Origin of the sequence: Methylotenera sp., from assembly GCF_013141425.1 — a bacterium.
Taxonomy (GTDB): Bacteria; Pseudomonadota; Gammaproteobacteria; order Burkholderiales; family Methylophilaceae; genus Methylotenera.
The window spans coordinates 1-25,344 of the sequence record NZ_JABFRA010000109.1 but is presented as its reverse complement, the minus strand read 5'-3'; the positions used below and the strand labels follow the sequence as shown (position 1 = coordinate 25,344).

The 25,344-nt window shown below is 42.9% G+C and carries 32 protein-coding genes, 4 tRNA genes and 2 pseudogenes; 36 read left to right on the top strand and 2 right to left on the bottom strand.

Annotated features, from left to right (window positions below):
* Positions 1–375, bottom strand: a pseudogene (locus tag HOO90_RS10080) (sensor histidine kinase); the annotation flags it as partial.
* Between the two features lie 283 nt (positions 376–658).
* Here HOO90_RS10080 and HOO90_RS10075 point away from each other — a divergent pair.
* From HOO90_RS10075 to tatC, 25 genes and pseudogenes are all read left to right on the top strand, one after another.
* The gene (locus HOO90_RS10075; RefSeq protein ID WP_292842631.1) at positions 659–1,318 is read left to right on the top strand and encodes a prepilin-type N-terminal cleavage/methylation domain-containing protein; all 660 of its coding nucleotides are present in this window, start codon (positions 659–661) and stop codon (positions 1,316–1,318) included.
* Between the two features lie 160 nt (positions 1,319–1,478).
* Positions 1,479–2,279 carry an ABC transporter ATP-binding protein gene (locus tag HOO90_RS10070; RefSeq protein ID WP_292842629.1) on the top strand — a complete coding sequence of 267 codons (801 nt, stop codon included), beginning with the start codon at positions 1,479–1,481 and terminating at the stop codon, positions 2,277–2,279.
* Between the two features lie 50 nt (positions 2,280–2,329).
* A complete protein-coding gene (gene mlaE, locus HOO90_RS10065; protein WP_292842627.1) occupies positions 2,330–3,136 on the top strand; it encodes a lipid asymmetry maintenance ABC transporter permease subunit MlaE in 807 nt (268 codons plus the stop codon).
* A gap of 52 nt (positions 3,137–3,188) precedes the next feature.
* Positions 3,189–3,716: an outer membrane lipid asymmetry maintenance protein MlaD gene (mlaD, locus tag HOO90_RS10060; RefSeq protein WP_292842625.1), complete on the top strand. Its 528-nt coding sequence runs from the start codon at positions 3,189–3,191 to the stop codon at positions 3,714–3,716.
* Positions 3,717–3,805: 89 nt separating this feature from the next.
* On the top strand, positions 3,806–4,429 hold the full coding sequence (locus HOO90_RS10055) for a phospholipid-binding protein MlaC (RefSeq protein ID WP_292842623.1): 624 nt from the start codon (positions 3,806–3,808) through the stop codon (positions 4,427–4,429).
* A 12-nt stretch (positions 4,430–4,441) separates the two neighbouring features.
* Positions 4,442–4,744, top strand: a complete 303-nt coding sequence (locus tag HOO90_RS10050; RefSeq protein WP_292842621.1) for an STAS domain-containing protein — start codon at positions 4,442–4,444, stop codon at positions 4,742–4,744.
* A 177-nt stretch (positions 4,745–4,921) separates the two neighbouring features.
* A complete protein-coding gene (locus HOO90_RS10045; protein ID WP_292842619.1) occupies positions 4,922–5,842 on the top strand; it encodes an ABC transporter ATP-binding protein in 921 nt (306 codons plus the stop codon).
* Positions 5,839–6,624, top strand: coding sequence for an ABC transporter permease (locus HOO90_RS10040; RefSeq protein WP_292842617.1), 786 nt, complete (start codon positions 5,839–5,841; stop codon positions 6,622–6,624). Before HOO90_RS10045 ends, HOO90_RS10040 begins: the two co-directional genes overlap by 4 nt.
* Before the next feature lie 31 nt (positions 6,625–6,655).
* Positions 6,656–6,907: a BolA/IbaG family iron-sulfur metabolism protein gene (locus HOO90_RS10035; protein ID WP_292842615.1), complete on the top strand. Its 252-nt coding sequence runs from the start codon at positions 6,656–6,658 to the stop codon at positions 6,905–6,907.
* 34 nt (positions 6,908–6,941) lie between these two features.
* Positions 6,942–7,253: a Grx4 family monothiol glutaredoxin gene (gene grxD / locus HOO90_RS10030; protein WP_292842613.1), complete on the top strand. Its 312-nt coding sequence runs from the start codon at positions 6,942–6,944 to the stop codon at positions 7,251–7,253.
* Positions 7,254–8,516, top strand: a complete 1,263-nt coding sequence (gene murA / locus HOO90_RS10025) for a UDP-N-acetylglucosamine 1-carboxyvinyltransferase (protein WP_292842611.1) — start codon at positions 7,254–7,256, stop codon at positions 8,514–8,516. It abuts the gene before it with no gap.
* Positions 8,517–8,518: 2 nt separating this feature from the next.
* Positions 8,519–9,163, top strand: a complete 645-nt coding sequence (hisG, locus tag HOO90_RS10020) for an ATP phosphoribosyltransferase (RefSeq protein ID WP_292842609.1) — start codon at positions 8,519–8,521, stop codon at positions 9,161–9,163.
* 51 nt (positions 9,164–9,214) lie between these two features.
* Entirely contained in the window at positions 9,215–10,513 is a 1,299-nt protein-coding gene (gene hisD / locus HOO90_RS10015) for a histidinol dehydrogenase (RefSeq protein ID WP_292842607.1), read from the top strand.
* Between the two features lie 6 nt (positions 10,514–10,519).
* Positions 10,520–11,581 carry a histidinol-phosphate transaminase gene (hisC, locus tag HOO90_RS10010; protein WP_292842605.1) on the top strand — a complete coding sequence of 354 codons (1,062 nt, stop codon included), beginning with the start codon at positions 10,520–10,522 and terminating at the stop codon, positions 11,579–11,581.
* A 271-nt stretch (positions 11,582–11,852) separates the two neighbouring features.
* On the top strand, positions 11,853–12,785 hold the full coding sequence (gene hxlA, locus HOO90_RS10005) for a 3-hexulose-6-phosphate synthase (RefSeq protein ID WP_292842603.1): 933 nt from the start codon (positions 11,853–11,855) through the stop codon (positions 12,783–12,785).
* Between the two features lie 307 nt (positions 12,786–13,092).
* Positions 13,093–13,680 (top strand): imidazoleglycerol-phosphate dehydratase HisB, encoded by a 588-nt coding sequence (gene hisB / locus HOO90_RS10000; RefSeq protein ID WP_292842601.1) that lies wholly within the window; start codon positions 13,093–13,095, stop codon positions 13,678–13,680.
* Between the two features lie 45 nt (positions 13,681–13,725).
* Positions 13,726–14,397, top strand: a complete 672-nt coding sequence (gene hisH, locus HOO90_RS09995) for an imidazole glycerol phosphate synthase subunit HisH (protein ID WP_292842599.1) — start codon at positions 13,726–13,728, stop codon at positions 14,395–14,397.
* An 86-nt stretch (positions 14,398–14,483) separates the two neighbouring features.
* Entirely contained in the window at positions 14,484–15,227 is a 744-nt protein-coding gene (gene hisA / locus HOO90_RS09990; RefSeq protein ID WP_292842597.1) for a 1-(5-phosphoribosyl)-5-[(5-phosphoribosylamino)methylideneamino]imidazole-4-carboxamide isomerase, read from the top strand.
* Positions 15,217–15,981 (top strand): imidazole glycerol phosphate synthase subunit HisF, encoded by a 765-nt coding sequence (gene hisF / locus HOO90_RS09985; protein WP_292842595.1) that lies wholly within the window; start codon positions 15,217–15,219, stop codon positions 15,979–15,981. The genes hisA and hisF overlap by 11 nt, the downstream gene beginning before the upstream one ends.
* Positions 15,978–16,370 (top strand): phosphoribosyl-AMP cyclohydrolase, encoded by a 393-nt coding sequence (gene hisI, locus HOO90_RS09980; RefSeq protein ID WP_292842593.1) that lies wholly within the window; start codon positions 15,978–15,980, stop codon positions 16,368–16,370. Before hisF ends, hisI begins: the two co-directional genes overlap by 4 nt.
* A 12-nt stretch (positions 16,371–16,382) precedes the next feature.
* Complete coding sequence (locus tag HOO90_RS09975; RefSeq protein WP_292842591.1) at positions 16,383–16,706, top strand: phosphoribosyl-ATP diphosphatase; 324 nt, start codon at positions 16,383–16,385, stop codon at positions 16,704–16,706.
* A 73-nt stretch (positions 16,707–16,779) separates the two neighbouring features.
* Positions 16,780–17,124 carry a histidine triad nucleotide-binding protein gene (locus HOO90_RS09970; protein ID WP_292842589.1) on the top strand — a complete coding sequence of 115 codons (345 nt, stop codon included), beginning with the start codon at positions 16,780–16,782 and terminating at the stop codon, positions 17,122–17,124.
* A gap of 17 nt (positions 17,125–17,141) precedes the next feature.
* Positions 17,142–17,324: pseudogene (gene tatA, locus HOO90_RS09965) on the top strand (Sec-independent protein translocase subunit TatA); the annotation flags it as partial.
* Between the two features lie 225 nt (positions 17,325–17,549).
* Complete coding sequence (gene tatB / locus HOO90_RS09960) at positions 17,550–17,912, top strand: Sec-independent protein translocase protein TatB (protein WP_292842587.1); 363 nt, start codon at positions 17,550–17,552, stop codon at positions 17,910–17,912.
* A gap of 9 nt (positions 17,913–17,921) precedes the next feature.
* Complete coding sequence (tatC, locus tag HOO90_RS09955; protein WP_292842585.1) at positions 17,922–18,665, top strand: twin-arginine translocase subunit TatC; 744 nt, start codon at positions 17,922–17,924, stop codon at positions 18,663–18,665.
* A gap of 13 nt (positions 18,666–18,678) precedes the next feature.
* Here the strand turns inward: tatC and HOO90_RS09950 are convergent, their stop codons facing one another.
* Positions 18,679–19,863: a Do family serine endopeptidase gene (locus HOO90_RS09950; protein ID WP_292842583.1), complete on the bottom strand. Its 1,185-nt coding sequence runs from the start codon at positions 19,861–19,863 to the stop codon at positions 18,679–18,681.
* Between the two features lie 104 nt (positions 19,864–19,967).
* Between HOO90_RS09950 and HOO90_RS09945 the strand changes: the two genes are divergently transcribed.
* From HOO90_RS09945 to HOO90_RS09895, 11 genes are all read left to right on the top strand, one after another.
* Positions 19,968–20,717 (top strand): Nif3-like dinuclear metal center hexameric protein, encoded by a 750-nt coding sequence (locus tag HOO90_RS09945; protein WP_292842581.1) that lies wholly within the window; start codon positions 19,968–19,970, stop codon positions 20,715–20,717.
* 223 nt (positions 20,718–20,940) lie between these two features.
* Positions 20,941–21,543: a ubiquinol-cytochrome c reductase iron-sulfur subunit gene (gene petA / locus HOO90_RS09940; RefSeq protein WP_292842579.1), complete on the top strand. Its 603-nt coding sequence runs from the start codon at positions 20,941–20,943 to the stop codon at positions 21,541–21,543.
* Positions 21,543–22,826 (top strand): cytochrome bc complex cytochrome b subunit, encoded by a 1,284-nt coding sequence (locus HOO90_RS09935; RefSeq protein ID WP_292842577.1) that lies wholly within the window; start codon positions 21,543–21,545, stop codon positions 22,824–22,826. Before petA ends, HOO90_RS09935 begins: the two co-directional genes overlap by 1 nt.
* A gap of 5 nt (positions 22,827–22,831) precedes the next feature.
* Positions 22,832–23,554: a cytochrome c1 gene (locus HOO90_RS09930; RefSeq protein ID WP_292842633.1), complete on the top strand. Its 723-nt coding sequence runs from the start codon at positions 22,832–22,834 to the stop codon at positions 23,552–23,554.
* Between the two features lie 2 nt (positions 23,555–23,556).
* Complete coding sequence (locus tag HOO90_RS09925) at positions 23,557–24,156, top strand: glutathione S-transferase N-terminal domain-containing protein (protein ID WP_292842575.1); 600 nt, start codon at positions 23,557–23,559, stop codon at positions 24,154–24,156.
* A gap of 6 nt (positions 24,157–24,162) precedes the next feature.
* Complete coding sequence (locus HOO90_RS09920; RefSeq protein ID WP_292842573.1) at positions 24,163–24,576, top strand: ClpXP protease specificity-enhancing factor; 414 nt, start codon at positions 24,163–24,165, stop codon at positions 24,574–24,576.
* Positions 24,577–24,621: 45 nt separating this feature from the next.
* Positions 24,622–24,697, top strand: a tRNA-Thr gene (locus HOO90_RS09915).
* Positions 24,698–24,769: 72 nt separating this feature from the next.
* Positions 24,770–24,854 (top strand) — tRNA-Tyr (locus HOO90_RS09910).
* 75 nt (positions 24,855–24,929) lie between these two features.
* Positions 24,930–25,005, top strand: a tRNA-Gly gene (locus tag HOO90_RS09905).
* 23 nt (positions 25,006–25,028) lie between these two features.
* Positions 25,029–25,103, top strand: a tRNA-Thr gene (locus HOO90_RS09900).
* A 114-nt stretch (positions 25,104–25,217) separates the two neighbouring features.
* On the top strand, positions 25,218–25,344 hold a 127-nt coding region (locus tag HOO90_RS09895), incomplete at its 3' end, for a GTP-binding protein (protein ID WP_292841758.1).

Genomic DNA, 25,344 nt, shown 5'->3' with positions numbered 1-25,344 from the left:
CAAAATGGCGAGTAAATAAGTTGAGGCTAAAATGTTAGGCAGTCGGTCGCGGGCAGATTCGCCAGAGAAAATGCGCCCGCCTATCAGCGCAAAAAGCCCTGCAATCCAAAAAGCAATCACCCACCAACTGAGAAAAAACATGCCTATGCTGGCACCAACCACAATTAGAGCCACCGCTTGCCAAGAGAGATTTTTGGTCTGCCGCATCACAGGTTGCCACATTAAAAAACAGCCGTAATGACATAAAAATAGGGCTCGATGCAATCCGCTAGAGTCACCCCAAATCAATAAGGCATGTAATGATAAAATCATCAGCGCCATCAATCGATCAGAATCATTGAAGAGTTGGTGACCAAACTTGAAAAGTTTTTGCATAAAGGTAGGCTCTAAGAATTATTATTAACAGTTCACTTTGCAGTATTGTATTCTGAAATTTACTAAATAAAACATACTAAAAGCGTTAAAATTTGAACACTTATGTTGATTTTTCGACAGTTGTTTGGTGGTTTTTCTATAAAAATGGCATGATTTCATCAAAAAACGGTAAAAATTGGCTGAAATCCAGTTGGTATGCTATTTGCATGTAGTTTGTTGAAAGTTGAACATGGTATTGACAGCGTTGTGATACAAACACTAAATTTTTAGTTCGGGGAACTACATGAAAAAGCAAGCAGGTTTTACATTAATTGAGTTGGCGATTGTGCTGGTAATTATCGGCTTGCTCTTGGGCGGGGTGTTAAAAGGCCAAGCATTGATTGATAGTGCTAAGGTTAAAAATATGGCGGCTGATTTTAAAAATGTTCAGGTCTATATTTATGGCTACCAAGACAAATATAGGGCTTTACCAGGCGATGATTCTAAGGCTGTAGAACATGTAGGCGCTACTAAGAATGGAAATCTTAATGGCAAGATTGACGACATCTGGAGCTCAGTAGATACGGATGATGAAAGTCTGAATTTTTGGCAACATGTAAGAAAGGCTGGCCTGGCTGCGGGTGACCAAACTGTTGCTTCTAGTGGTTCTTACATACCAGTTAATGCGGATAATGGTCGATTGGGCATACAAAGTGGGCAAACCCCATCAATTACAGGTCTTAAAGGGGTGCATGTCTTATGTTCTGATAGGGTTTTGGGCAAGTTTTCAAAGCAATTAGATGTTAACATCGACGATGGTGATCCAACAAAAGGTTCGATTATGATAGTGGCATATACTACAGGTGGTACTAGTTCACCTGTAACTGGTACTGCTAATGTAGACCCTACAACGCTTGCGTCAATAGGTGATAATGATTTTACTACGGTTTGCATGGCGTTCTAAAAGTAAGTTTTAAAAGCCCACCTCGGTGGGCTTTTTATTGTCCAAATTTCCAATTTTCATCACAAGCAAAATAATTTAACTGCTTGCTTAGTCGCCAAATTGTTTTAGAATGGTGGCTTCAAAAAAATCTAACAAAAACTGAAACTCAAGCTAGCTTCACATGACGGACAATATCGTAGAAATTGATAATCTTTCCTTTGGTTACAAAGGTCGATTGCTGCATAAAGGCATCAATATGGTGTTCCCACGCGGTAAAGTCGTGGCCATTATGGGCGGTAGCGGTAGCGGAAAAACCACATTATTGCGTTTAATTGGCGGACAAATTAAACCGAGCAAAGGTGAAGTGCGTGTTGCGGGTGAAGTAGTACACAAGCAGGACCGCGATGGCATATATAAATTGCGCCGTAAAATGGGTATGTTGTTTCAGCACGGCGCGTTATTTACCGACTTGTCCGCCTTTGATAATGTCGCTTTTCCGATGCGCGAACTTACCGATTTACCCGAGACCATGATTCGTGATTTGGTCTTGATGAAGTTGAATGCGGTTGGTCTGCGTGGCGCGCACGCCTTGATGCCAACTGAGTTGTCTGGCGGTATGGCTAGGCGCGTAGCGTTGGCGCGTGCCATTGCCTTAGACCCAGCGATTATTATGTACGACGAACCTTTCGCAGGCTTAGACCCGATTTCGATGGGCGTGATTTGCGGCCTGATTCGGAGCTTGAATGATGCGCTTGGCGCCACATCCATAATTGTGTCGCATGACGTTAAAGAAACTTTTTTAATTGCAGATTACGTTTATTTTGTGGCCGATGGCGTCATCGCGGCTGAAGGAACACCAAATGACTTGATGCAGTCGACATTGCCGTTTGTGCATCAGTTTGTACATGGCGATAAGGATGGGCCGGTTCCCTTTCATTATCCTGCGGCTAATTATCAATCTGAGTTGTTAAAAACACTATAAAAATAAATATAAGAAAATAAATTGCCAGATTAAAACACCCAGATAAAAAAATGATTAAATCCAAATTGCTCAATAGTATTACTCGCACATTAAGGGGTGTTGGCCACCGTATGGTTGAGCGTATCTGGCGCTTGGGTGCAGGTGCGCGGTTATTTTTCTTAACGATTATTTATTCGGGTGAGAGTTTTAAACGCTTTCATTTGACCTTGCGCGAAGTTTATTTTACTGGCGTAATGTCACTTTTAATCGTAATTGTTTCAGCATTTTTTGTGGGCATGGTATTGGCGCTACAAGGCTATAACACCTTGCAGAAATATGGCTCGTCGGAGGCCATTGGTGTGCTGGTCGCATTGTCATTGGTCCGCGAATTAGGCCCTGTGGTGACAGCGCTGCTGTTTGCCGGGCGTGCGGGTACAGCAATTACTGCTGAGATTGGGTTAATGAAAACCACAGAGCAGTTATCGGCCATGGAAATGATGGCAGTAAACCCGATTGCACGTGTGGTTGCACCGCGTTTTTGGGCAGGTGTGATTTCAATGCCGATTTTAGCCTCATTATTTTCCATGGTAGGTATTCTGGGCGGCTATTTGGTAGCGGTGCCATTAATAGGAGTGGATGACGGTGCCTTTTGGTCACAAATGCAGGCTAATGTTGATTTTAGACTAGATATTATTAACGGTTTGATTAAGAGCGTAGTATTTGGCGTGGCATGTACCATGATTGCTTTGTTTGAAGGGTTTGATGCGCCGCCAACGGCAGAGGGTGTAAGCCGTGCAACGACCCGCACCGTGGTGATTTCATCGTTAACAGTATTAGGATTAGATTTTGTCCTAACTTCTTTTATGATGGTGATTTAAGGCGAGTAAAAGAAGTGATTGCAAAAAGATGAGTAAATTGAGGGGAAGCTAAGTGGATAGAACGAAAATAGATTTATGGGTGGGCATTTTTGTAGCGCTGGGCGTGGCAGCCTTGCTTGGGTTGGCGATGAAAGTTGGCAATCTGACTTCAAGCAAAATTGGTGAAACCTTTAGTGTTACGGCTGCATTTGAAAATGTGGGTAGCCTAAAGCCTAATGCCCCTGTAAAAAGTGCTGGGGTGGTTGTAGGGCGTGTGGATAATATTAAGTTTGATAGCAAAGCGTTTGAAGCTGTGGTTACAATTAATATTGATAGGCGTTATAGCTTTCCAAAAGACACGTTTGCTAATATTTACACTGCTGGCTTGCTAGGTGAGCAATATGTTGGACTTGAAGCGGGTGGCGATGAAGACGAGTTAAAAAATGGCGATAAAATTACGAAAACGCAAGATGCCGTGGTGCTTGAAAAAATGATTAGCCAATTTTTATTTAGTAAAGCCTCTGAAACAGAGAAGGATGCCAGTGCTGTTGAACCCAAGGCTAACGCCAAGTCAACCGAATTGGGCGATGCGCCGTTTTGATAAGGCGTTTGCGCATTTTTGTTAAAATACGTAAAGTGATCAATAATTATTCAATCGAAAATTACGCAATCGAATCATAAAGGGTTCAAATGAAATCAGTATTTAAATTTTTAATTGGCACAAGTTTAGTGTTAAGTCTGTTCGTTAATGCGGGTGTGGCTAATGCTGAAACTGCACCAGACGTATTGGTTAAGCAAACGGCAGATGACGTACTGACAATCATTAAAAATGACAAAGAGATTCAGTCGGGTAATCAGCAAAAACTATACGCGGTTGTCGAAGAAAAAATCCTGCCTAATTTTGATTTTGACCGTGTTTGTCGTATGGTGCTTGGCAAAAACTGGAAGGCAGCAACCCCCGAGCAGCAAGCAAGTTTTCAAAAAGAATTCCGCAGTCTTTTGTTACGCACCTATTCTAACGCCCTAGGCAAATATAGAGATCAAATTATCGAATATAAGCCGATGCGTTATGAGCCAGACGCTAAGAATGTGAGCGTTAAAACGCAAATTTTGCAAAATGGTGCTCAGCCAGTTCAGGTGGAGTACAGTTTGGTTAAAGGCGCTAATGGCTGGAAAGTGTACGACATTGTGATTGAGAGTGTGAGTTTGGTGACCAATTATCGTAGCCAATTCAGCAACGAAATACGACAGAATGGCTTAGATAGTCTAAACACAAAGCTAGCGGATAAAAATAAATCGGCTGGTCTTAAATAGTAAGGTGTTAAAATGGCCGAAATTATCCTACCCAATATTGTTCAAATCGCCAATAAGTGGCACGTCTCGGGCGACGTATTGATGGATAATGCTAACCTTGTATTAAACCAAAGTGATTCATTCGCTTTTGGGGATGAGGTGGAAATTGATTTTGCTGATGTAATCAATGTAGATACGGCGGCGCTCAGTTTGATTTTGGAATGGCAGCGCCGAGCAGTTGCGTCATATTGCAAATTAAAATTTTCTAACCTGCCAACTAATTTGGCTAGTTTGGCGACGCTTTACGGGGTTGAAACCTTTATTCCGCTGAGTTAAAAATTACTGCCGGATTGACCTTTTAATCAGGTTTCATTTTTAGTTCGTCTAAAAATTAATTCTTGCAGTTATGTTTTTTTCCTAAAGTCATCCTATTAATTTTAGTTATTTTGACTTGTTTTTGTAAAGGTCGCCTTTCATTTGAATCTAAATACGGCTCTTTCTCGCCCACAAATAATGACTCACGCAATTAAAATTAATGGTTTACACAAAAGTTTTGGCGGTTTGCATGCGCTAAAAGGCATCGATTTGACGATTGAGCAAGGCGAGTTCTTTGCATTACTGGGGCCGAATGGTGCGGGAAAGTCGACGCTAATTAGTATTCTGGCTGGTTTGATTAAAGCCGATGCGGGCGATGTTTCGGTGATGGGTTTTGATGTGGTAAATCAGTACCAGCAAGCGCGCCAGCTATTAGGCGTAGTGCCACAAGAACTGGTATTTGACCCATTTTTTAACGTGCGCGAAATGTTGCGTTTCCAGGCGGGTTATTTTGGTCGCGGCCCAGAAAATGATGCTTGGGTCGATGAAATACTTGAAGGTTTAGGTTTGGCAGATAAAGCCAATACCAATATGCGCAAGCTCTCTGGAGGCATGAAGCGCCGTGCGCTGATTGCGCAAGCCTTGGCGCATAAGCCGCCTGTTATTGTGTTGGATGAGCCTACTGCGGGTGTGGATGTAGAATTACGGCAATTGATGTGGGAGTTTATTAAAAAGCTGAATCATCAAGGCCACACGATTATTCTTACCACGCATTATCTAGAAGAAGCAGAGGCACTATGTAGTCGCGTTGGCATGATGAAGCAAGGCGAAATCGTTGCGCTAGATAGCACAGCGAATTTGCTGAATCGATTTGCTGGTAAGCAATTACGTTTAACCTTAGGTGAAGTCATTTTGCCAGTAAGCATCCAAGCCTTACTAAAAAATAAAGATAACGGGATTTATACTTTTGCCCTAAATGATATGGCTCAGATTGAGTTTGTACTGTCCTCGTTGCGTGCAGCAGATATCAAGGTGATTGATATGCAATTAAGCGAAGCTGACTTGGAGGATGTTTTTATGTCTTTGGTAGGCAGGCCGGCGGTGCAGGTGTCAATATGAATAAGCAATCAAGCCTAATTAGTCCTTGGCGTGGACCTTGGACGTTATTGAAAAAAGAGTTGCTTCGCTTTTGGCGGGTGGCATTTCAAACCGTAGCGGCCCCAGTGATTACGGCATTGTTATATCTTCTGATATTTTCACATGCGCTAGAAAGCCATGTACATGTTTATGATGGCGTGCCATATACGTCATTCTTGGTGCCTGGCCTCATCATGATGTCCGTATTGCAGAATGCGTTTGCCAATAGCTCCTCCAGCTTGATACAGTCTAAAGTCATGGGCAATCTGGTGTTTGTGTTATTAACACCACTCACGCATTTACAATTTTTTGTTGCATTTTTGGTGGCGGCCATTATTCGGGGCCTCGTGGTAGGCTTGTGTATTTTTCTTGTAGCCATGTGGTTTGTGGATATTCATATTACCCATTTTTGGTATTTATTTGCTTTCGCCCTATTGGGGAGCGCACTCTTAGGTACTTTTGGCATAATTGCCGGCATCTGGGCGGATCGGTTTGATCAGATGGCGGCTTTTCAAAACTTTATTATCATGCCACTCTCGTTTTTATCAGGCGTATTTTATTCAATACACTCTTTACCACCATTTTGGCAAAAACTATCGCATCTCAACCCCTTCTTTTATATGATTGATGGCTTTCGATATGGTTTTTTTGGAAAAGGCGATGTCTCACCCTTAATAAGTTTGACAATTGTTGGGGTCTCTTTCTTTGTATTAGCACTGATTACGCTAAAAATGTTAAAATCGGGCTATAAATTAAGAGCGTAAGCTCATCGAGTAAACGAGTCAGGCGGTAACCTTGTTAAGTTCGCAGCAGTTAGAAGCATATATTACCCAACATTTGGATTGCCAATATATTAAAGTCTCAGGGGATGATGGTACGCACTTTGAAGCGGTGATTGTCAGTGATGCCTTTGTTGGTAAAAATAGGGTGCAACAGCATCAGCTAGTTTATGGCGCTCTAGGCGACCGCATGCGTGCTGAAATTCATGCACTTTCAATGAAAACGTATACGCCACAAATGTGGCAAGAACTAAGTCAGCCGCTTTAAACGGTTGGTAAAAATAAATTTATAGAAGGTCAACATGGATACTCAAGCAAGAATTAAAGAAACAGTCACTAGTAATCCTGTGGTGCTGTACATGAAAGGTAGCCCTAAGTTTCCACAATGCGGGTTTTCTAATTTGGCGACACAAATTTTGGATGCCTGTCATGCGAAGTACGTAGCGGTGGATGTGCTGGCCGACCAAGCCGTGCGCGAAGGCATTAAAACCTATGCTAACTGGCCAACCATTCCACAACTTTATATCAATGGCGAGTTTGTTGGTGGCTCAGACATTATGCGCGCTATGTATGAAAGTGGCGAACTTCAAACTTTATTAGATGCGGCTAAATAATTGGATAAATTAATCATACTGGGCGGTAATCGCCTCAATGGTGAGGTGACCATTTCGGGTGCAAAAAATGCCGCTTTGCCGATTCTATGTGCATCGCTATTGGCTGAAACGCCGTTGCATCTTGGCAGTATTGCCGCGTTAAAAGACATTGATACCACTATTAAATTGCTTAGTATGATGGGGGTTAAAATCACCCGTAATACTAGCGAGGTGACCTTGGATGCTAGCGAAGTGGCCTCTTTTGAAGCGACTTATGAAATGGTAAAAACGATGCGCGCCTCTATTTTAGTGCTAGGCCCGCTGTTGGCGCGCTTTGGCACTGCCCGTGTTTCATTGCCAGGTGGCTGTGCTATTGGCTCGCGGCCTGTAGATTTACACATTAAAGGCCTGCAAGCAATGGGCGCGGCCATTCACATTACGCACGGTTATATTCAAGCAAGTACCTTGCATTTGCCCAATCGTCGCTTGCAAGGCGCACGTTATTATATGGATTTGGTGACGGTAACCGGCACAGAAAATCTCATGATGGCCGCCGCACTGGCTGAAGGTACAACCGTGCTGGAAAACGCCGCTAAAGAGCCAGAGGTGGTTGATTTAGCAGAGATGCTGATTAAGATGGGCGCAAATATCACGGGTGCAGGCACTGACGTGATTACCATTGTTGGCGTAGAAAAGCTCAGTGGAACAACCCATAATGTTGTATGCGACCGCATTGAAGCTGGTACTTATATGGTAGCTGCCGCAATGACAGGTGGCGAGGTTAAGTTGCTTAACGCGCGAGCTGATTTGCTTGATGCGGTGATTGAGAAATTGCGCGAAGCGGGAGCGATAGTGATAAGCGATGCAAATAGTATTACGGTCAAAAGCGACGGTAAACTTAAAGCAGTGAATATCCGTACGGCACCGCATCCAGCTTTTCCCACAGACATGCAAGCCCAATTTATGGCGCTCAATGCGGTGGCAGAGGGCGTAGCAAAAGTCACGGAAACCATTTTTGAAAATCGCTTTATGCATGTGCAAGAAATGCAACGCATGGGGGCAGATATCAGCATTGATGGCAATACCGCGTTGGTGAAAGGTGTGGACTTTTTAGACGGCGCAACGGTGATGGCAACGGATTTACGCGCTTCAGCAAGCTTGGTGCTAGCAGGTTTGGTTGCTCGTGGCGAAACGGTGATTGAGCGTATCTACCATCTAGACCGCGGCTATGAGCACCTAGAAGCAAAATTCAACGCACTTGGTGCTAATGTAAAAAGAGTTTAAACATGATTACCATTGCCCTCTCAAAAGGTCGCATCTTTGAAGAAACGGTCCCGTTATTGGCGGCAGCTGGCATACAGGCTGCTGAAGATCCGGAATCTTCACGTAAGCTAATTATTGGCACCAATCGCGAAGATGTACGTTTAATTATTGTCCGTGCCAGCGATGTTCCTACTTATGTGCAATACGGCGCAGCAGATTTAGGTATCGCTGGTAAAGATGTGTTGGATGAGCACGGTGGCGAAGGTTTGTATCAGCCAATCGACTTGCAAATAGCCAAATGTAAGATGATGGTGGCGGTGCGTAACGATTTTGACTACGAGGCAAGCATTCGCCAAGGTGCGCGTCTAAAAGTCGTGACTAAATACGTTAAAACTGCGCGCGAACACTTTGCGGCAAAAGGGATGCATGTCGATTTGATTAAGCTTTATGGTTCAATGGAACTTGGCCCTTTGGTTGGATTGGCCGATGTGATTGTTGATTTGGTTAGCACGGGTAGCACACTACGCGCTAACAATTTAAAAGCCGTTGAAGAAGTTGGCGACATTAGCTCAAGGTTAATTGTGAACCAAGCCTCACTCAAGCTTAATCGCGTAAAAATTCAACCAATTATGGATGCTTTTACATCCGCAATCGCAGTCAGAGCATAAATAATTCAGATTATAACTAAGCAGAATTAGACTCATTACAGGCAAAATAGCATGAAAATAAGACGTTTTTCTACAGTAGATAAAGATTTTGATGAAAACTTAAAAGCTTTGCTGGCTTTTGAAACAGCACAAGACGACAGTATTGATGTCGTTGTAGCCGCTATTTTGAAAGACGTAAAAAGTCGGGGCGATGCGGCGGTGCTGGAATATACAAATCGTTTTGATAAAACGAGTGCTAGCACATTGCTAGAGTTGGAAATTAGTCAGGCCGAGTTGACTTCTGCATTAAACGGATTGCCAGTTGACCAGCGCGAAGCGCTAAAACTTGCAGCTGCCCGTGTGAGAAGCTACCATGAAAAACAAGTCATGAGTTCATGGAACTACACCGAAGCCGATGGTACTTTGCTTGGCCAGCAAGTCACATCGTTAGACCGGGTTGGCTTGTACGTGCCTGGCGGCAAAGCAGCGTACCCTTCAAGCGTGTTGATGAATGCAATTCCAGCTAAAGTAGCAGGCGTTAAAGAATTGATTATGGTGGTGCCTACGCCTAATGGCGAGCGCAATCAATTGGTGTTGGCGGCGGCTGCCGTGTGTGGCGTTGATCGTGTATTCTGTATTGGTGGCGCACAGGCGATAGGTGCCTTGGCTTATGGTACTGAATCCGTGCCACAAGTAGATAAAGTAGTTGGACCAGGAAATGCCTATGTCGCCGCAGCAAAACGCCGTGTATTTGGAGTGGTGGGCATTGACATGGTAGCTGGGCCCTCAGAAATTCTCGTGATTAGCGATGGTAAAACCAACCCTGATTGGGTGGCGATGGATTTATTTAGCCAAGCTGAGCATGATGAATTGGCGCAAGCGATTCTATTAAGTCCAGATGCTGAATTTTTGGATAAAGTGAATGCAAGTATTTTAAAGTTAGTCGAGGAAATGCCACGTAAAGGCATTATTACAACGTCATTAACGGATCGTGGCGCTCTGATTCAGGTGCGAGATTTAGCTGAAGCAGCAGAGATTTGTAATTACATTGCGCCTGAACACTTGGAATTGTCTATGGATGAGCCGCTTGCGTTCAGTAAAACTATTAAACATGCAGGTGCTATTTTTATGGGCCGCAATACTTGTGAGGCGCTTGGTGATTACTGTGCAGGGCCAAATCACGTGCTACCAACTTCTCGCACAGCGCGTTTCTCGTCACCATTGGGTGTATATGATTTTCAAAAACGCTCAAGCTTGATTATGGTGTCGGCAGAAGGTGCCCAAACGTTAGGAAAAGTAGCGGCGACTTTGGCTTATGGCGAGGGTTTGCAGGCTCATGCGCGATCAGCAGAATATCGATTGAAAAGTTAATGCAAAATGAGTAAATACTGGAGTGATGTAGTACACAAGCTTACGCCTTATATGCCAGGTGAGCAGCCCAAAGTGGATAATCTGGTTAAACTAAACACCAATGAAAATCCTTACGGGCCAAGTCCAAACGTAATTGAGGTCCTTAAGCTCGAGGCTGCTGAGAGTTTACGGTTATACCCAGACCCTAATTCAGATGCGCTAAAAGCCGCAATTGCTGAGGTGCACCACCTAAATTCTAACCAAGTATTTGTAGGAAATGGTTCAGACGAGGTTTTAGCGCATGTGTTTCATGCCTTATTGAAACATAGCAGACCACTATTGTTTCCGGATATTACTTACAGCTTTTATCCAGTCTATTGTGGATTGTATGACATCGAGTATCAAACTATTCCATTAGCCGAAGATTTTACAATCAATGTGGAAGATTATGATCAACCGAATGGCGGTATCATATTCCCCAATCCGAATGCACCTACTGGCATAGCGTTAGCGCTCGATAAAATTGAAAAGTTATTAAAAGCGAATACGCAATCTGTAGTAGTTATCGATGAAGCATATGTGGATTTTGGTACCGAATCGGCAGTGGGCTTGATTAATCATTATCCTAACTTGTTAGTAACGCATACCTTATCGAAAGCACGCTCACTGGCTGGCTTACGCGTGGGTTATGCGCTGGGGTCGCCAGATTTGATTGAGGCATTGATTAGGGTGAAAGATAGCTTCAACTCTTACCCCATTGATCGTTTTGCCTCGGCAGGAGCTATTGCAGCGATGCAGGATGTTGAATATTTTAATGAAACGCGAAAGAAAGTGATTGCAACTCGCGATTTATTAACAAAATTACTTAGGAAACTTGGTTTTGAAGTATTGCCATCAGGGGCAAACTTTATTTTTGCTCGGCAAATGTCAAAAGGAGGCGCTGAACTGACGGCATTACTGCGTCAGAAAAACATTATTGTTCGCCATTTTAAAGTCCCAGCCCGCATCGAGCCATATATAAGGATTACTATTGGTACAGATGAGCAATCCAAAATATTGATTGATGGTCTAGTAGAAATACTTAAATAAGGCTTATCTAATAACTCCTAACGTGACAGTTAAAGTCGCGTTTGACCACTTGTTAAATGCGGGAATTTTGTATTTTTTTTCAAAAAGATACTATAACCACCGGTTCTTATATATAAAACATATATAAATATGTAAAAAAAGTTTTTTATTTAGCATTAAGTGCGTGTTATCATCGCAAAATGTGTGTTTTTGACACAATATAAAAATTAATTTAATTCGTATTATTAATCTAAATAAATCGTAACTGATTTATTTTTTTGGAGGATGTAGCATGGCTCAAACCCAATTTGCATTAGATTCATTAGACTTTGACGCAACCGTTGCGTTGGCAACAAAAGTAGCACCACACATTGATATTCTTGAAATCGGTACACCCTGCATCAAGCATAATGGTATCAAATTGCTTGAAACATTACGTGCTAAATTCCCAAACAACAAAATCTTAGTTGATTTGAAAACAGCGGATGCTGGCTTCTACGAAGCCGAGCCTTTCTTTAAAGCGGGTGCAGATATTGTTACTGTGCTTGGTACATCTGATATCGGTACAATCAAGGGTGTAATCGATGTTGCAAACAAATACGGTAAAAAAGCACAAGTTGACTTGATTAACGTGGCTGATAAAAAAGCGCGTACTCTTGAAGTGATTAAAATCGGTGCACATATAATTGGTATTCACACTGGCTTAGATCAACAAGCAGCTGGCCAAACACCATTTTCAGATTTAGCTACAATCGTTGCATTGAACACAGGCGCTGAAATTTCTGTAGCTGGTGGTGTTAAATCAGCTACAACTCAACAAGTTAAAGATGCGGGTGCAACTATTATTGTAGCGGGCGCAGCTATCTATGGCGCAGCTGACCCTGCTGCTGCAGCGGCAGAAATTACATCAATCGCTCATGGCGGTGCTGCTAGTGCTGGCGGTATCAAAAAATTCCTTCCATGGATAATTGGCGCAGCAGTATTAGTATTGTTATTCACTTTATTAGGCCCGAAAAAAGAAGCGGTAGAACAAGCGGCAGAAGCAGTGCCTGCAGCAGCATCTGAAATTGTTGCTCCAGCAGTTGAAGCAACTGAAGCGGCAGCTACAGAAGCGGCTGCTGCTGTTGAGGCTGCACCAGCTGCAGTTGAAGCGGCTGGCGCAGCTGCAGGTGATGCAGTTTCTACAGCGGTTGATGCAGCAAAAGCAGAAGAAGCAGCTAAATAATTATTAACTCTCTAGTTTCTAATGCTTTTGCCAGTAACTAGATGTGAGTAATTTGTTGGCGTGAGCTGATGAATAAAAGGCCTAGTAAAGATAATTTAAAAATCTTGCTAGGCTTTTTACTTTTTAACGATAATTTGAAATATTTTAACTTTCAGAAATTTTAATTTCTTTAATGACATTTATTGTTAAAGCGATACGTTAGTTTCCGTGTTGTTGAAAGCTTAATCCGTCCAAAAAGCCCAATGGCATCTAGTTTGGGTTAAAATATTAACTATTAATTTAATTGTACCAAACGAAGTGATTCAATATGCGCATTGCTGAAGTTGTAAGGAATACCCTAGAAACTCAAATTTCCGTTTCCGTTAATCTGGACGGGACTGGCATTTCACAATTGAGTACTGGTCTTGGTTTTTTAGATCACATGTTGGACCAAATCGCCCGTCATGGCATGATGGATATCAACGTCAATGCCAAAGGTGATTTACATATCGATGCCCATCATACGGTAGAAGATATTGGCATTACTTTAGGTCAGGCTTTTGCAAAAGCAGTGGGTGACAAAAAAGGCATAAGACGCTATGGGCATGCGTATGTGCCTCTGGATGAGGCGCTGTCTCGCGTGGTGCTCGATATTTCAGGTCGACCAGGTTTGGAATTTGGATGTACGTTCACGCGCGCGTCTATTGGCGAGTTTGATGTTGACCTTGTGCATGAATTTTTCCAAGGCTTTGTAAATCACGCCAATGTTACGTTGCATATCGATAATTTAAAAGGCCACAATGCTCACCATCAAGCTGAAACAATTTTCAAGGCTTTTGGACGTGCTTTGCGAGTAGCTGTGGAATTAGATACACGTATGGAAGGCATCATGCCATCCACAAAGGGAAGCTTATAAATTGAGTCCGTCAGCAGTTTCTGACGACTTAATGAAGATTGCAGTATGACAAAAATTGATATAGCCGTAGTTGATTATGGCATGGGAAATCTACGCTCAGTGTCAAAAGCTTTAGAACATGTTGCTTCTGCAAAAACAGTGCTTGTGACAAGTAATCCTGAAGATATTTTAAATGCCGAACGCGTGGTGTTTCCGGGTCAGGGAGCAATGCCTGATTGTATACGCGAGTTAGACGTGCGTGGTTTGCGTGAATCAGTGAAACATGCAGCGCGGAATAAGCCGTTTTTGGGGATTTGTATCGGCCTGCAGATGCTATTTGAACATTCCGAAGAAGGCAACACATCAGGATTGGGATTGTTTAAAGGAAATGTGAAACGATTTGCTGCGGCTGATATGCATGATGCCGATGGGCAGAAGCTTAAAGTACCCCACATGGGCTGGAATCAGGTCTATCAGACGCAGTCAGGTCAAGTGAATGCGGCCAATACAGCGCATGAATTGTGGAAAGATATTGACAACGCCGCACGTTTTTACTATGTGCATAGCTACTATGTGCAGCCGGATGATGCACGTATTATTGCAGGCTATAGCGAATATCCGAGTCTCTTTACCAGCGCGATTGCACAAGATAATTTATTTGCAGTTCAATTTCACCCAGAAAAAAGTGCGAATGCAGGTTTGCAAATGTTAAGTAATTTCGTAAACTGGCAGCCTTAAGCCAATAGGCTTAAAGTAGTTGAATTTGCAAAGCATTCAATTTTATTAACTACTAACTTTAACAACCAAATACAATTTAAATCATTATGTTAATTATCCCAGCAATTGATCTTAAAGATGGCCACTGCGTCCGATTAAAACAAGGCCTAATGGAAGAATCTACCGTTTTTTCTGAGGACCCAGGTGCGATGGCCCGTCACTGGGTAGATCTTGGTGGAAAGCGCTTGCATTTGGTGGATTTAAATGGGGCCTTTGCAGGAAAGCCAGTGAACGAGTCGGCAATTAAGTCAATTGTGCGTGCCGTGGCGGGGGAAATTCCAATTCAGCTTGGTGGGGGTATTCGTGATCTTGATACGATTGAACGCTATCTTGATAGTGGCATAGATTACGTGATTATTGGTACAGCAGCAGTTAAAAACCCTGGATTCTTGCGTGATGCCTGCGATGCATTTCCCGGACAAATCATCGTAGGATTGGATGCAAAGGATGGAAAAGTAGCAGTTGATGGCTGGTCAAAACTAACTGGACATGATGTGATCGACTTGGCGAAGAAGTTTGAAGGCTATGGTGTAAGTTCCATTGTCTATACTGATATTGGACGTGATGGCATGCTCACGGGCGTTAATATTGAGGCTACTGTAGCCTTAGCGCAGGCTTTAACTATTCCAGTGATAGCTTCTGGGGGTGTGACCAATTTAGATGATGTACGTAAGCTCTGCGCGGTGGCAAGTGAGGGTATCATTGGCACGATTACCGGCCGTGCTATTTATGAAGGCGCGCTGGATTTTGCAGCGGCTCAAGAACTTGCGGATGAACTAAGTGCTCGCTAAACGCATTATTCCTTGCCTTGATGTTACGGCTGGTCGTGTAGTTAAAGGTGTAAATTTTCTTGAGCTTCGAGATGCAGGCGATCCTGTTGAAATTGCCAAGCGTTATGATGACCAAGGTGCAGATGAACTCACGTTTTTGGATATCACTGCAAGCTCGGATAATCGAGGATTAATCCTGCACATTATCGAAGAAGTGGCAGCGCAAGTTTTCATTCCACTCACGGTTGGCGGTGGAGTACGTGAAGTAGAAGATGTCCGTCGATTGTTAAATGCCGGTGCAGATAAAGTTAGCATCAACACTACGGCGGTATTAAACCCTAAAATGGTGCAAGATGCTGCAGGCAGATTTGGCTCTCAGTGCATCGTCGTCGCAATTGATGCTAAAAAAGTAGACAACCAACCTTTCGAGTGGGAGGTATTTACCCACGGTGGTCGAAATGCGACTGGCTTAGATGCGGTAAAGTGGGCAGAATACATGGCTAAGCTTGGTGCAGGCGAATTGTTGGTGACCAGCATGGATAGAGACGGTACAAAGATTGGTTTTAATAATCCTTTGAATCGAGCCATATCAAACGCAGTGGATATACCCATTATTGCTTCAGGTGGCGTGGGTAATTTGCAGCACTTAGTCGATGGCGTGACACTAGGTGGCGCAGATGCTGTGTTAGCTGCCAGCATATTTCATTATGGTGAATTCACTGTTAAACAAGCCAAAGAATACATGGCGCAACATGGCATAGAAGTAAGGTTATGACTTTAGTATCGAACTCATGGCTTGATGAGGTGAACTGGGATGCCAATGGTTTGGTGCCAGTAATCGCACAAGAGTACGATACTGGGCACATTCTCATGTTTGCCTGGATGAATCGTGAAGCCTTGCTACTGACTTATGAAACGAAACAGGCAGTATATTGGTCACGGTCACGCTCTAAATTGTGGCGCAAAGGTGAAGAATCAGGACACTTCCAGCTTGTGCATGAAGTACGTCTAGATTGCGATGAGGATGTGGTGCTGATTAAGGTTGAACAAGTCGGTGGTATTGCTTGTCACACAGGGCGCCATAATTGCTTTTTTAAAAAGCTGGAAAATGGAAATTGGTTGGTTGATCAGCCCGTTATAAAAGACCCAAAAGATATTTATTAGGCCAATTGAGATATGAATGATACTTTAACCCGACTGGCTGAATTGTTGGAACAACGCAAGAACGCAGATCCGCAGACTTCTTATGTTGCCAAGCTATATGGCAAGGGCATGGATAGCATACTGAAAAAAGTTGGCGAGGAAGCTGCTGAGACTATTATAGCTGCAAAGAACGGTGATAAAGAGCATCTTATTTATGAAACGGCTGATTTGTGGTTTCATACCTTAGTGATGCTAGCGCAGGCTGGTTTAGGGCCTCAGGATATCTTAAATGAACTGGCAAGACGTGAAGGCCTTTCAGGTATAGAAGAAAAGGCGAGTCGTTCAAAGAATGATTAGTTTATCAATGTAGGCTGAACTTTAGCTTATGCCATAACAAAAAAGCGATAAGAACAAAAGAAAGCGAAACAAAATGAGCGTAGACTGTATTTTTTGCAAGATTGTAAATGGTGCAATACCCTCAAAAAAGATCTACGAAGACGAAGATATAATTGCTTTTCATGATATTAATCCGTCTGCTAAAGTACATTTTTTGCTAGTGCCAAAATTGCATGTTGAAAGTTTAGCCAATTGTGATTCGCAACATCAAGCCTTGCTGGGTAAGTTGTTATTGTTAGCGCCAAAAATTGCAAAAGAACAAGGTTTAGCTGGGTTTAAAACCCTTATCAATACTGGGCGCGAGGGTGGTCAAGAAGTGTTTCATCTGCATGTTCACGTATTGGGTGGCGGTGAAAAGCAGCGCAAAACTTTAGCTTAACTATCAGGAGATTTATCATGGGTTCATTTAGCATTTGGCACTGGTTAATAGTACTACTCATTGTGGTTTTGGTTTTTGGTACAAAAAAATTGCGAAATATGGGTGGGGATGTGGGTGGTGCTGTTAAAAGCTTTAAAGATGCAATGAACGAAGAAAAAAATGCAACGGTTTCAGGCGAACTCAATACCGTGCAAGGTGAAAACGCTTCAACTCTTATCGAGGCAGATGTTGCTGAAGTGCCTAAAGTAAATCCCATAGCAAAAAAGAAGCCAGCAACAAAGAAATCCGCAGTGGAAAAACCTGTAGCGAAAAAACCAGTAGCAAAAAATGCTACCGCAAGTAAAGCCAGCGCTAAGCCGAAGGCCCCAACGACTAAGGTGAAATGAAAGTTCGGCCACGTAGACGAAATTTAAAGTTGAACTTGTATGTTTGATGTTTCATTCTCAGAGTTAATGGTTATTGCAATCGTAGCCTTAATCGTTATCGGCCCAGAAAAGCTGCCTAAAGTGGCGAGGACATTAGGCGCAATCGCAGGCCGAATGCAAAAATATGTAGCGCAAGTCAAAGATGAAGTGAATCGTGAAGTACGTTTTGAAGAGTTGCAGCAATTGCAGCAAGAAATTCAAAGTGCCGCTAGTAGTGCGGAAACGCAGTTTCAGGAAAAAACAGAGGCATTTGCGCAAGACTTACTAAATGTTGATCTGAAGCCAGGTGGCGAAACTGGAATAAAGAATAAGACAGAAGCTAGTCCAACAACCAATACTAAAGCGAGCTCAGACCGAGCTTAGTTGCATTTTGTGACCCCTACAGAAAACTTCATTTCACATCTAATTGAGCTGCGCGACAGGCTGCTTCGTATAGTCATAGGTTTTGTCGTTGTCTTCATTGCGCTTTTCCCGTTTGCTAACAAAATATATGCTTTATTAGCGGCCCCATTACTTAGCAAATTACCTGCTGGCGGGCAAATGATTGCTACCGCAGTGACAACGCCTTTTTTTGTGCCAATGAAAGTTGCCATGATGGCAGCATTTATTGTCTCCCTGCCACATACTATGTATCAACTATGGGCGTTTATTGCGCCTGGGCTTTATGCGCATGAAAAAAAATTAATGATTCCGACGATAGTGGCGAGTAGTTTATTATTTCTAGCAGGGATGGCATTTGCTTATTTTTTGGTATTCCCAGTGGTATTTGGATTTATCGTTGGCACGGCTCCTGTAGGGGTGGCGGTGATGACCGATATAGGTAATTACTTAGATTTTGTGCTGACCTTGTTCTTTGCGTTTGGCTTTGCTTTTCAGGTGCCAATCGCAGTTGTGATGACAGTAAGATTTGGTTGGATTAGCATCTCGCAGCTAAAAGAGGCGCGGGGCTACGTGGTTGTTGTGGCATTTGTGCTGGGGGCAATATTCACTCCGCCCGATATCATTTCACAGTTTATGCTAGCAGTACCGATCTGGTTATTGTATGAATTCGGCATTTTAGTTGCCTCATTGTCCAAGTCAGAAAAATTACCAACCATTCTGCCGCCAGCGATTTAGATATTCAATGGCACTACTCTTTTATTGCGACTGGTTTAGGCCGTTTTCCAATGGTCACAAGGATATCCAGCATTGCATCAGCCCTAGCTATTTTAAGGGTTGCTTTTTGATTGGGTGCAAGTGCTGCGATTAGATTAAGCATAGCGCCAGTATCGGATATTGGTTTGCCCTCTATCGATAACAAAATATCACCAGGTCGTAATCCCGCTTTTGCCGCTGGGCTGTCAAGTAAAACTCCTGCAACCAAGGCTCCTTGTGCTGTTTTAAGCCTGAAAGATTCTGCTAATTCTGGCGTAATATCTTGTGCTTCTATCCCAATCCAGCCTCGAGTGACATTGCCCTGAGAGACTATTTGATCCATGACTTGTCGAGCTAAAGTGGCTGGGATAGCAAAGCCGATGCCCATAGACCCACCGCTGCGTGAGTAAATAGCACTGTTAATGCCGACTAGATTACCATTCGCATCGATGAGTGCGCCGCCAGAGTTGCCTGGATTGATTGAGGCGTCAGTCTGAATGAAGTTTTCAAAAGTATTAATGCCTAAATGATTGCGGCCCAATGCGCTAATGATGCCTTGTGTTACTGTCTGGCCAACACCAAATGGGTTACCAATTGCTAAGACTACATCGCCCACATCAAGCTTATCTGAACTGGCAAAGGTAATAGCAGGCAGATTATCCGCATCGATTTTAATTAGAGCTAAATCCGTATCAGGGTCAGTGCCTACTACTTTTGCAGACATCTTTCGACCATCAGACAATGCGATTTCAATTTCATCAGCAGAGGCGATAACATGATTATTGGTTAAAATTAGACCATTTTCACTCACGATTACGCCTGAACCTAGGCTATTTTCGGGTTGAGCTTGGTTGTCAGGGTCGTCAAATTGATCACCAAAGAACTGACGAAAGGTCGGATCGTCTAAATATTTTTGATGTGGATTTTCTGGAGGAGCCTTGCTGGTAAAGATGTTCACCACGGCGGGCATCGCTTTTTTTACCGCTTGACTGTATGAGCCACTTTGGATTTTACTAAAACTAGGCTCAGCCTGTTTTACTAATACAGTACTAGGCTTTTTGTTAAGTATACTTTCTATAAGATCAGGGGAAAAAAGTCGCAATACAAAAATTAGCGCTAGGCATATCGTTACTGTTTGCGCAAAAATAAGCCATAGTTTTTTATGTAATTGACTATTCATTTGTATGTATGCCTGTGCCGTAATTTAGTATGATGAAGATGCAAAGTAATATCAGGCTATTCTAGCTAAAATCAATAGGGTAAAGATAAAAAAGGCCGTAAAAAATGGTAAAGCTCAAGGAGTTAGTTCATTATACGCAACAACTCATGCAAGTAGAGTCGTTTAAAGATTACTGTCCAAATGGCTTGCAGGTCGAGGGTAAGTCCGAGGTGCGCAAAATTGTTACGGGTGTGACGGCTTCTATGGTTTTGTTAGAAGCGGCGCGACAGGCTGATGCGGACTTGATTTTAGTGCATCATGGCTATTTCTGGCGAAATGAAGACCCCAGAATCGTCGGCATAAAGCGCAATAGGCTGGCATTCTTACTAAAAAATGATTTAAATTTAATGGCATATCACTTGCCCTTAGATGCACATGCTGAATTCGGCAATAATATTCAACTTGGGCGCGTGTTAGGAATTAACTTCTCTAGTTTTGCAGCAGATTCAAACATTGTTGCTTGGGGCATATTGGATAAGCCTGTTCAGTTAAAAGAGTTTGCTGCTCATATTTCAAAGGTTTTGGGGCGCGTGCCATTGGTTATTGGTAATCCACAAAAACTAGTGCAAAAAATAGCTTGGTGTACAGGTGCAGCACAAGCCTACATTGATATTGCAATTGAGCTTCAAGTGGATGTTTTCATCAGTGGCGAAATATCCGAACAGACAACACATCAATCTTTGGAGTCAGGAGTGTCCTATATATCAGCAGGACATCATGTAACAGAACGCTATGGGGTGCAAGCACTGGGTGAACATCTTGCGCAAAAATTCAATATTGCACATGCGTTTATCGACATTAGAAATCCAGTTTAATTGTTTTATATCAATTACTTATAAAATATAACTTTAATTATCTGTTTAGAAAATGTATAATGCGCGCAGGTTTGAATAGAGATAGCCGTCTGCGGGTAATTTTAAGGTGCTTAATTTTTAGCTATTAATATTCAATATTTATATTCAAACGGCAATTTTAAGTTTTAAAATTTTTCTTAAACAAAGTAAATGCAAGCCTCAAAAGGGCGGAATTGGAAATGTGATGTCATCCAACCAAATTGACAAAAGCCAAACTAAAATCGAGATAGATGAAGAGAAGCGTAAGTTTCTAATTGCTACTTCTGCAGCCGGAGCGGTTGGCTGTGCTGCCGCTGCGGTTCCGTTCGTTTTAAGTATGACGCCTAGTGAGCGTGCTAAGGCGGCAGGTGCGCCAGTAGAGATCGATGTAAGTAAATTGGCCCCTGGTGAAATGAAGGTAGATGAGTATCGCGGTCAGCCGTTGTGGATTATTCATCGCACGGATGAGCAGATTGCTAAGCTTGCAAATCACGATGCGCAGTTGACTGATCCTGATTTGGAAGTGCCGCAGCAGCCAGATTACTGTAAAAATAAAACGCGTGCTATAAATCCAAAATATGCCGTATTGTTGGGTACATGTACCCATTTGGGTTGCTCACCGGCACAGAATTTTGCAGTAACGGCTGATTGGGATGGCGGTTTTGTTTGCGCATGTCATGGCTCAAAATTTGATTTGGCTGGACGTGTATTTAAAGGCTCGCCAGCCCCAACCAACTTGGTTGTGCCTAAGCATCAATATTTGACTGAAACAACCCTGTTAGTAGGTGAAGATAAGGAGTCTGCATAATGAGTTTACTGACTAAAAAAGCAGATGAATTATTGGGGTGGGTGGATGCGCGCTTTCCGCTGACTAGCAATATCAAAGCGCACCTTACTGAATATTACGCACCAAAGAATTTCAATTTCTGGTACTTTTTTGGCTCGTTAGCCTTGTTGGTGCTGGTGCTGCAGATTGTTACTGGTATCTTTTTAACTATGCATTACAAACCGGAAGCTTTGATGGCTTTCGCCTCGGTTGAATATATTATGCGTGATGTGCCGTGGGGTTGGTTGATTCGCTATATGCACTCGACGGGCGCATCACTGTTCTTTGTGGTGATCTATCTGCATATGTTCCGCGGTTTGCTTTATGGATCTTATCGAAATCCACGTGAGCTTATTTGGTTGTTTGGCGTTGGTATTTTCTTGGCATTAATGGGTGAGGCGTTCTTTGGCTACCTGCTGCCTTGGGGTCAAATGTCCTACTGGGGCGCACAAGTAATTACCAGTTTGTTTGGTACTGTGCCGTTTATCGGCCCAGACATTGCGGAATGGCTACGCGGAGATTATTTAACTTCAGATGCAACCCTAAATCGTTTCTTTGCATTTCACGTAATTGCCCTACCCTTGGTGATTTTGGGCTTGGTGGCGGCACACATTCTTGCTTTACATGAAGTTGGCTCAAATAATCCAGATGGTGTAGAAATTAAAAAACTCAAAGATAAAGTGACGGGCATTCCTTTGGATGGTATTCCTTTCCACCCCTATTACACGGTAAAAGATATGGTGGGCGTGGTGGTGTTTTTCATTGTATTCGCTGCGATTATTTTCTTTGCCCCTGAAATGGGGGGTTACTTCTTAGAGGCAAATAACTTTGTGCCGGCCGATCCTTTGGTTACACCAGCGCATATTGCACCGACTTGGTATTTCACACCGTATTACTCAATTCTGCGCGCTGTGCCGCCAATTGGTATCTCGCAGTTTCCAGGTGTGGCAGCGATGGGCCTGTCGGTTCTAGCGTTTGTATTTTTGCCTTGGTTGGATAGAAGTCCGGTGAAGTCTATTCGCTATAAAGGGAATTTATATAAAGGCTGGTTGGCAGCATTTGTGATTAGCTTTCTTGTTTTGGGATATTTAGGTACTGTGCCGGCGAATGTATGGGGGCAGTTTGGTGCGTGGCTTGGTAAAGCGGATATTGCAACTGTTGTAGCACGTATTTTTACCGCCATTTATTTTGCATTCTTTATCTTAATGCCTTGGTACACAAAAATAGACAAAACTAAACCAGTGCCAGAAAGGGTAACGGGATAATGATGATGAATATTAAAAACTACATCACTAAGGCATTAGTGTTGTTGATGCTATTGCCTTTAGCAAATCTGGCAAATACCGAAGTGCATTTAGATAAAGCACCCATTGATCCTTCAAATCAAGCATCATTGCAGCGTGGCGCGCGTACCTTTGTAAATAATTGCCTGGGCTGCCATAGCGCTAATTACATGCGTTATAAGCGCTTGGAGGACATTGGTTTGACGGAAAAGCAAATTAAAGAAAACCTGCTATTTACCGCCGAGAAAGTTGGCGATCCGATGACATCCGCTATTAGCAAAAAAGATGCAAAAAAATGGTTTGGTGTCGCACCTCCTGACTTGTCTGTTGAAGTACGCGCCAGAGGTGCAGATTGGCTCTATAGTTACATGCGTGGTTTTTATCGCGATAGTACAAGTTCTACTGGCTGGGGTAATTGTGTGTTTGATCCGGTTACTTGTAAAGTTGCAATGCCACATGTTCTATATGAGTTGCAAGGTGAACAAGTTCTAGACCATAAGACACATCAACTTACCCTTGCGAAGCCAGGTCGCTTATCAGTTGCTGAATATGACGCGCTTATTGGCGACTTAACCAACTTCATGGCCTATATGGCTGAGCCTGCTAAACAACAGCGCAATCGCTTGGGTTGGTTTGTATTGCTGTTTTTAGGAGTGTTGTTAGTACTCACTTACAAACTCAAAAAAGCCTATTGGAAAGATATACACTAATTATGATGACTTTATATTCAGGGACAACGGATCCCTATAGCCACCGCTGCCGCATTGTTTTGTTTGAAAAGGGCATGGATTTTCAGGTGATTGATGTAGATTTGGCCAATAAACCCGAAGATTTGGCAGTGATAAACCCATACAACCAAGTGCCCGTTTTGGTGGAGCGTGACTTGGTGTTGTCAGAGGCGAATATTATCAATGAATACATTGATGAGCGATTCCCGCATCCTCAACTGATGCCGCCAGATCCTGTGATGCGTGCTCGTGCCCGGCTGTTTTTGTATAACTTTGAAAAAGAGTTATTTGCGCACATTAAAGACATTGAATCTGGTGATGAGGAGAAGGCAGATAAAGCGCGCATTACAATTCGTGATAATTTAACGCAGTTGGTGCCAATTTTTGGTAAACAGAACTATTTATTAGGTGATGATTACTCAATGCTGGATGTTGCGGTGACGCCTTTGCTATGGCGTTTAGGTCATTACGGCATCGATTTGCAAAATCAAGCGGCGCCAATACTGAAGTATGCAGAACGTTTATTTTCTAGGCCGTTATACGCAGACGCGATGACGCCATCAGAAAAAGCAATGCGCAAATAATTTGCGATGGCAGAATTTACTTCTACCAAGCCATATCTAGTCCGCGCTATTCATGAGTGGTGCGTAGATAATGGTTATACTCCCCATTTATTGGTAGCAGTAGATAGTCATACGCGTGTACCAGTAGCTTATGTTAAGGATGGTGAAATAGTTCTAAACATAAATTACTCGGCAACTAAAGATTTGCACATTGATAATGAAGCAATCAGCTTTTCTGCAAGATTTGGCGGCGTTTCGCAAAACCTCTATGTTCCCATGCATGCAGTAAAAGGTATTTTTGCCCGTGAGAATGGGCAGGGCATGTTTTTTGAAATTGAGGAAAGCTCACTAGCAATGGAACCAAATAATGCGGATAAATCAGTGGGGAAAGAAATAAATGATGGAAAAAGCAAAAAACCTACATTAACTATCGTAAAGTAGCTTAACTTTTTTTAAAAAGTCAGTATAATACGCAACTCACAAAACGCCGGATTAGCTCAGTTGGTAGAGCAGCGCACTTGTAATGCGAAGGTCGTCAGTTCGATTCCGACATCCGGCACCAAATTCTTAAACATTTACCCTTTTATACGTTTGACAGTCAGTCAAATTTTCAGCATAATCGCGGGTTCGGTTTGGAGGGGTGGCCGAGTGGTTAAAGGCGACGGACTGTAAATCCGTTCTCTCAGAGTACGAAGGTTCGAATCCTTCCCCCTCCACCAAGTTTTAATAACACCGTGTTTGTAATTGATGTAGCTGTAATGTATGAGCCTGTAGGCGCTGGTTGGAATGGATGCGCGGGTGTAGCTCAGTTGGTAGAGCTTCAGTTTTCCAAACTGAATGTCGCGAGTTCGAGTCTCGTCGCCCGCTCCAAGACTGGATACGCAGAATTAAGCGCCCATGTGGCTCAGTGGTAGAGCACTCCCTTGGTAAGGGAGAGGTCGCGGGTCCGATTCCCGCCATGGGCACCAAGAGTTGATGTTTTAAGTAGCGCCGCTCTAATTGAGATGGTTTTTAAATTTGAACAAGTTTTATTAATTTTAATAAAACTTATAGTTAATAAAATATTGTAAAGGACTAAAGCAATGGCAAAAGGTAAATTTGAACGTACCAAACCGCACGTTAACGTAGGCACGATTGGCCACGTTGACCATGGTAAAACGACACTAACAGCAGCGATTACGACAATCCTGTCAAAAAAATTCGGCGGCG

Coding starts and splice junctions, on each gene's coding strand:
- HOO90_RS10075 (WP_292842631.1), top strand. CDS start 659: ATGAAAAAGCAAGCAGGTTTTACATTAATTGAGTTGGCGATTGTGCTG.
- HOO90_RS10070 (WP_292842629.1), top strand. CDS start 1,479: ATGACGGACAATATCGTAGAAATTGATAATCTTTCCTTTGGTTACAAA.
- mlaE (WP_292842627.1), top strand. CDS start 2,330: ATGATTAAATCCAAATTGCTCAATAGTATTACTCGCACATTAAGGGGT.
- HOO90_RS10055 (WP_292842623.1), top strand. CDS start 3,806: ATGAAATCAGTATTTAAATTTTTAATTGGCACAAGTTTAGTGTTAAGT.
- HOO90_RS10050 (WP_292842621.1), top strand. CDS start 4,442: ATGGCCGAAATTATCCTACCCAATATTGTTCAAATCGCCAATAAGTGG.
- HOO90_RS10045 (WP_292842619.1), top strand. CDS start 4,922: ATGACTCACGCAATTAAAATTAATGGTTTACACAAAAGTTTTGGCGGT.
- HOO90_RS10040 (WP_292842617.1), top strand. CDS start 5,839: ATGAATAAGCAATCAAGCCTAATTAGTCCTTGGCGTGGACCTTGGACG.
- grxD (WP_292842613.1), top strand. CDS start 6,942: ATGGATACTCAAGCAAGAATTAAAGAAACAGTCACTAGTAATCCTGTG.
- hisG (WP_292842609.1), top strand. CDS start 8,519: ATGATTACCATTGCCCTCTCAAAAGGTCGCATCTTTGAAGAAACGGTC.
- hisD (WP_292842607.1), top strand. CDS start 9,215: ATGAAAATAAGACGTTTTTCTACAGTAGATAAAGATTTTGATGAAAAC.
- hisC (WP_292842605.1), top strand. CDS start 10,520: ATGAGTAAATACTGGAGTGATGTAGTACACAAGCTTACGCCTTATATG.
- hxlA (WP_292842603.1), top strand. CDS start 11,853: ATGGCTCAAACCCAATTTGCATTAGATTCATTAGACTTTGACGCAACC.
- hisB (WP_292842601.1), top strand. CDS start 13,093: ATGCGCATTGCTGAAGTTGTAAGGAATACCCTAGAAACTCAAATTTCC.
- hisH (WP_292842599.1), top strand. CDS start 13,726: ATGACAAAAATTGATATAGCCGTAGTTGATTATGGCATGGGAAATCTA.
- hisA (WP_292842597.1), top strand. CDS start 14,484: ATGTTAATTATCCCAGCAATTGATCTTAAAGATGGCCACTGCGTCCGA.
- hisI (WP_292842593.1), top strand. CDS start 15,978: ATGACTTTAGTATCGAACTCATGGCTTGATGAGGTGAACTGGGATGCC.
- HOO90_RS09975 (WP_292842591.1), top strand. CDS start 16,383: ATGAATGATACTTTAACCCGACTGGCTGAATTGTTGGAACAACGCAAG.
- HOO90_RS09970 (WP_292842589.1), top strand. CDS start 16,780: ATGAGCGTAGACTGTATTTTTTGCAAGATTGTAAATGGTGCAATACCC.
- tatB (WP_292842587.1), top strand. CDS start 17,550: ATGTTTGATGTTTCATTCTCAGAGTTAATGGTTATTGCAATCGTAGCC.
- HOO90_RS09950 (WP_292842583.1), bottom strand. CDS start 19,863: ATGAATAGTCAATTACATAAAAAACTATGGCTTATTTTTGCGCAAACA.
- HOO90_RS09945 (WP_292842581.1), top strand. CDS start 19,968: ATGGTAAAGCTCAAGGAGTTAGTTCATTATACGCAACAACTCATGCAA.
- petA (WP_292842579.1), top strand. CDS start 20,941: ATGTCATCCAACCAAATTGACAAAAGCCAAACTAAAATCGAGATAGAT.
- HOO90_RS09935 (WP_292842577.1), top strand. CDS start 21,543: ATGAGTTTACTGACTAAAAAAGCAGATGAATTATTGGGGTGGGTGGAT.
- HOO90_RS09930 (WP_292842633.1), top strand. CDS start 22,832: ATGAATATTAAAAACTACATCACTAAGGCATTAGTGTTGTTGATGCTA.
- HOO90_RS09925 (WP_292842575.1), top strand. CDS start 23,557: ATGATGACTTTATATTCAGGGACAACGGATCCCTATAGCCACCGCTGC.
- HOO90_RS09920 (WP_292842573.1), top strand. CDS start 24,163: ATGGCAGAATTTACTTCTACCAAGCCATATCTAGTCCGCGCTATTCAT.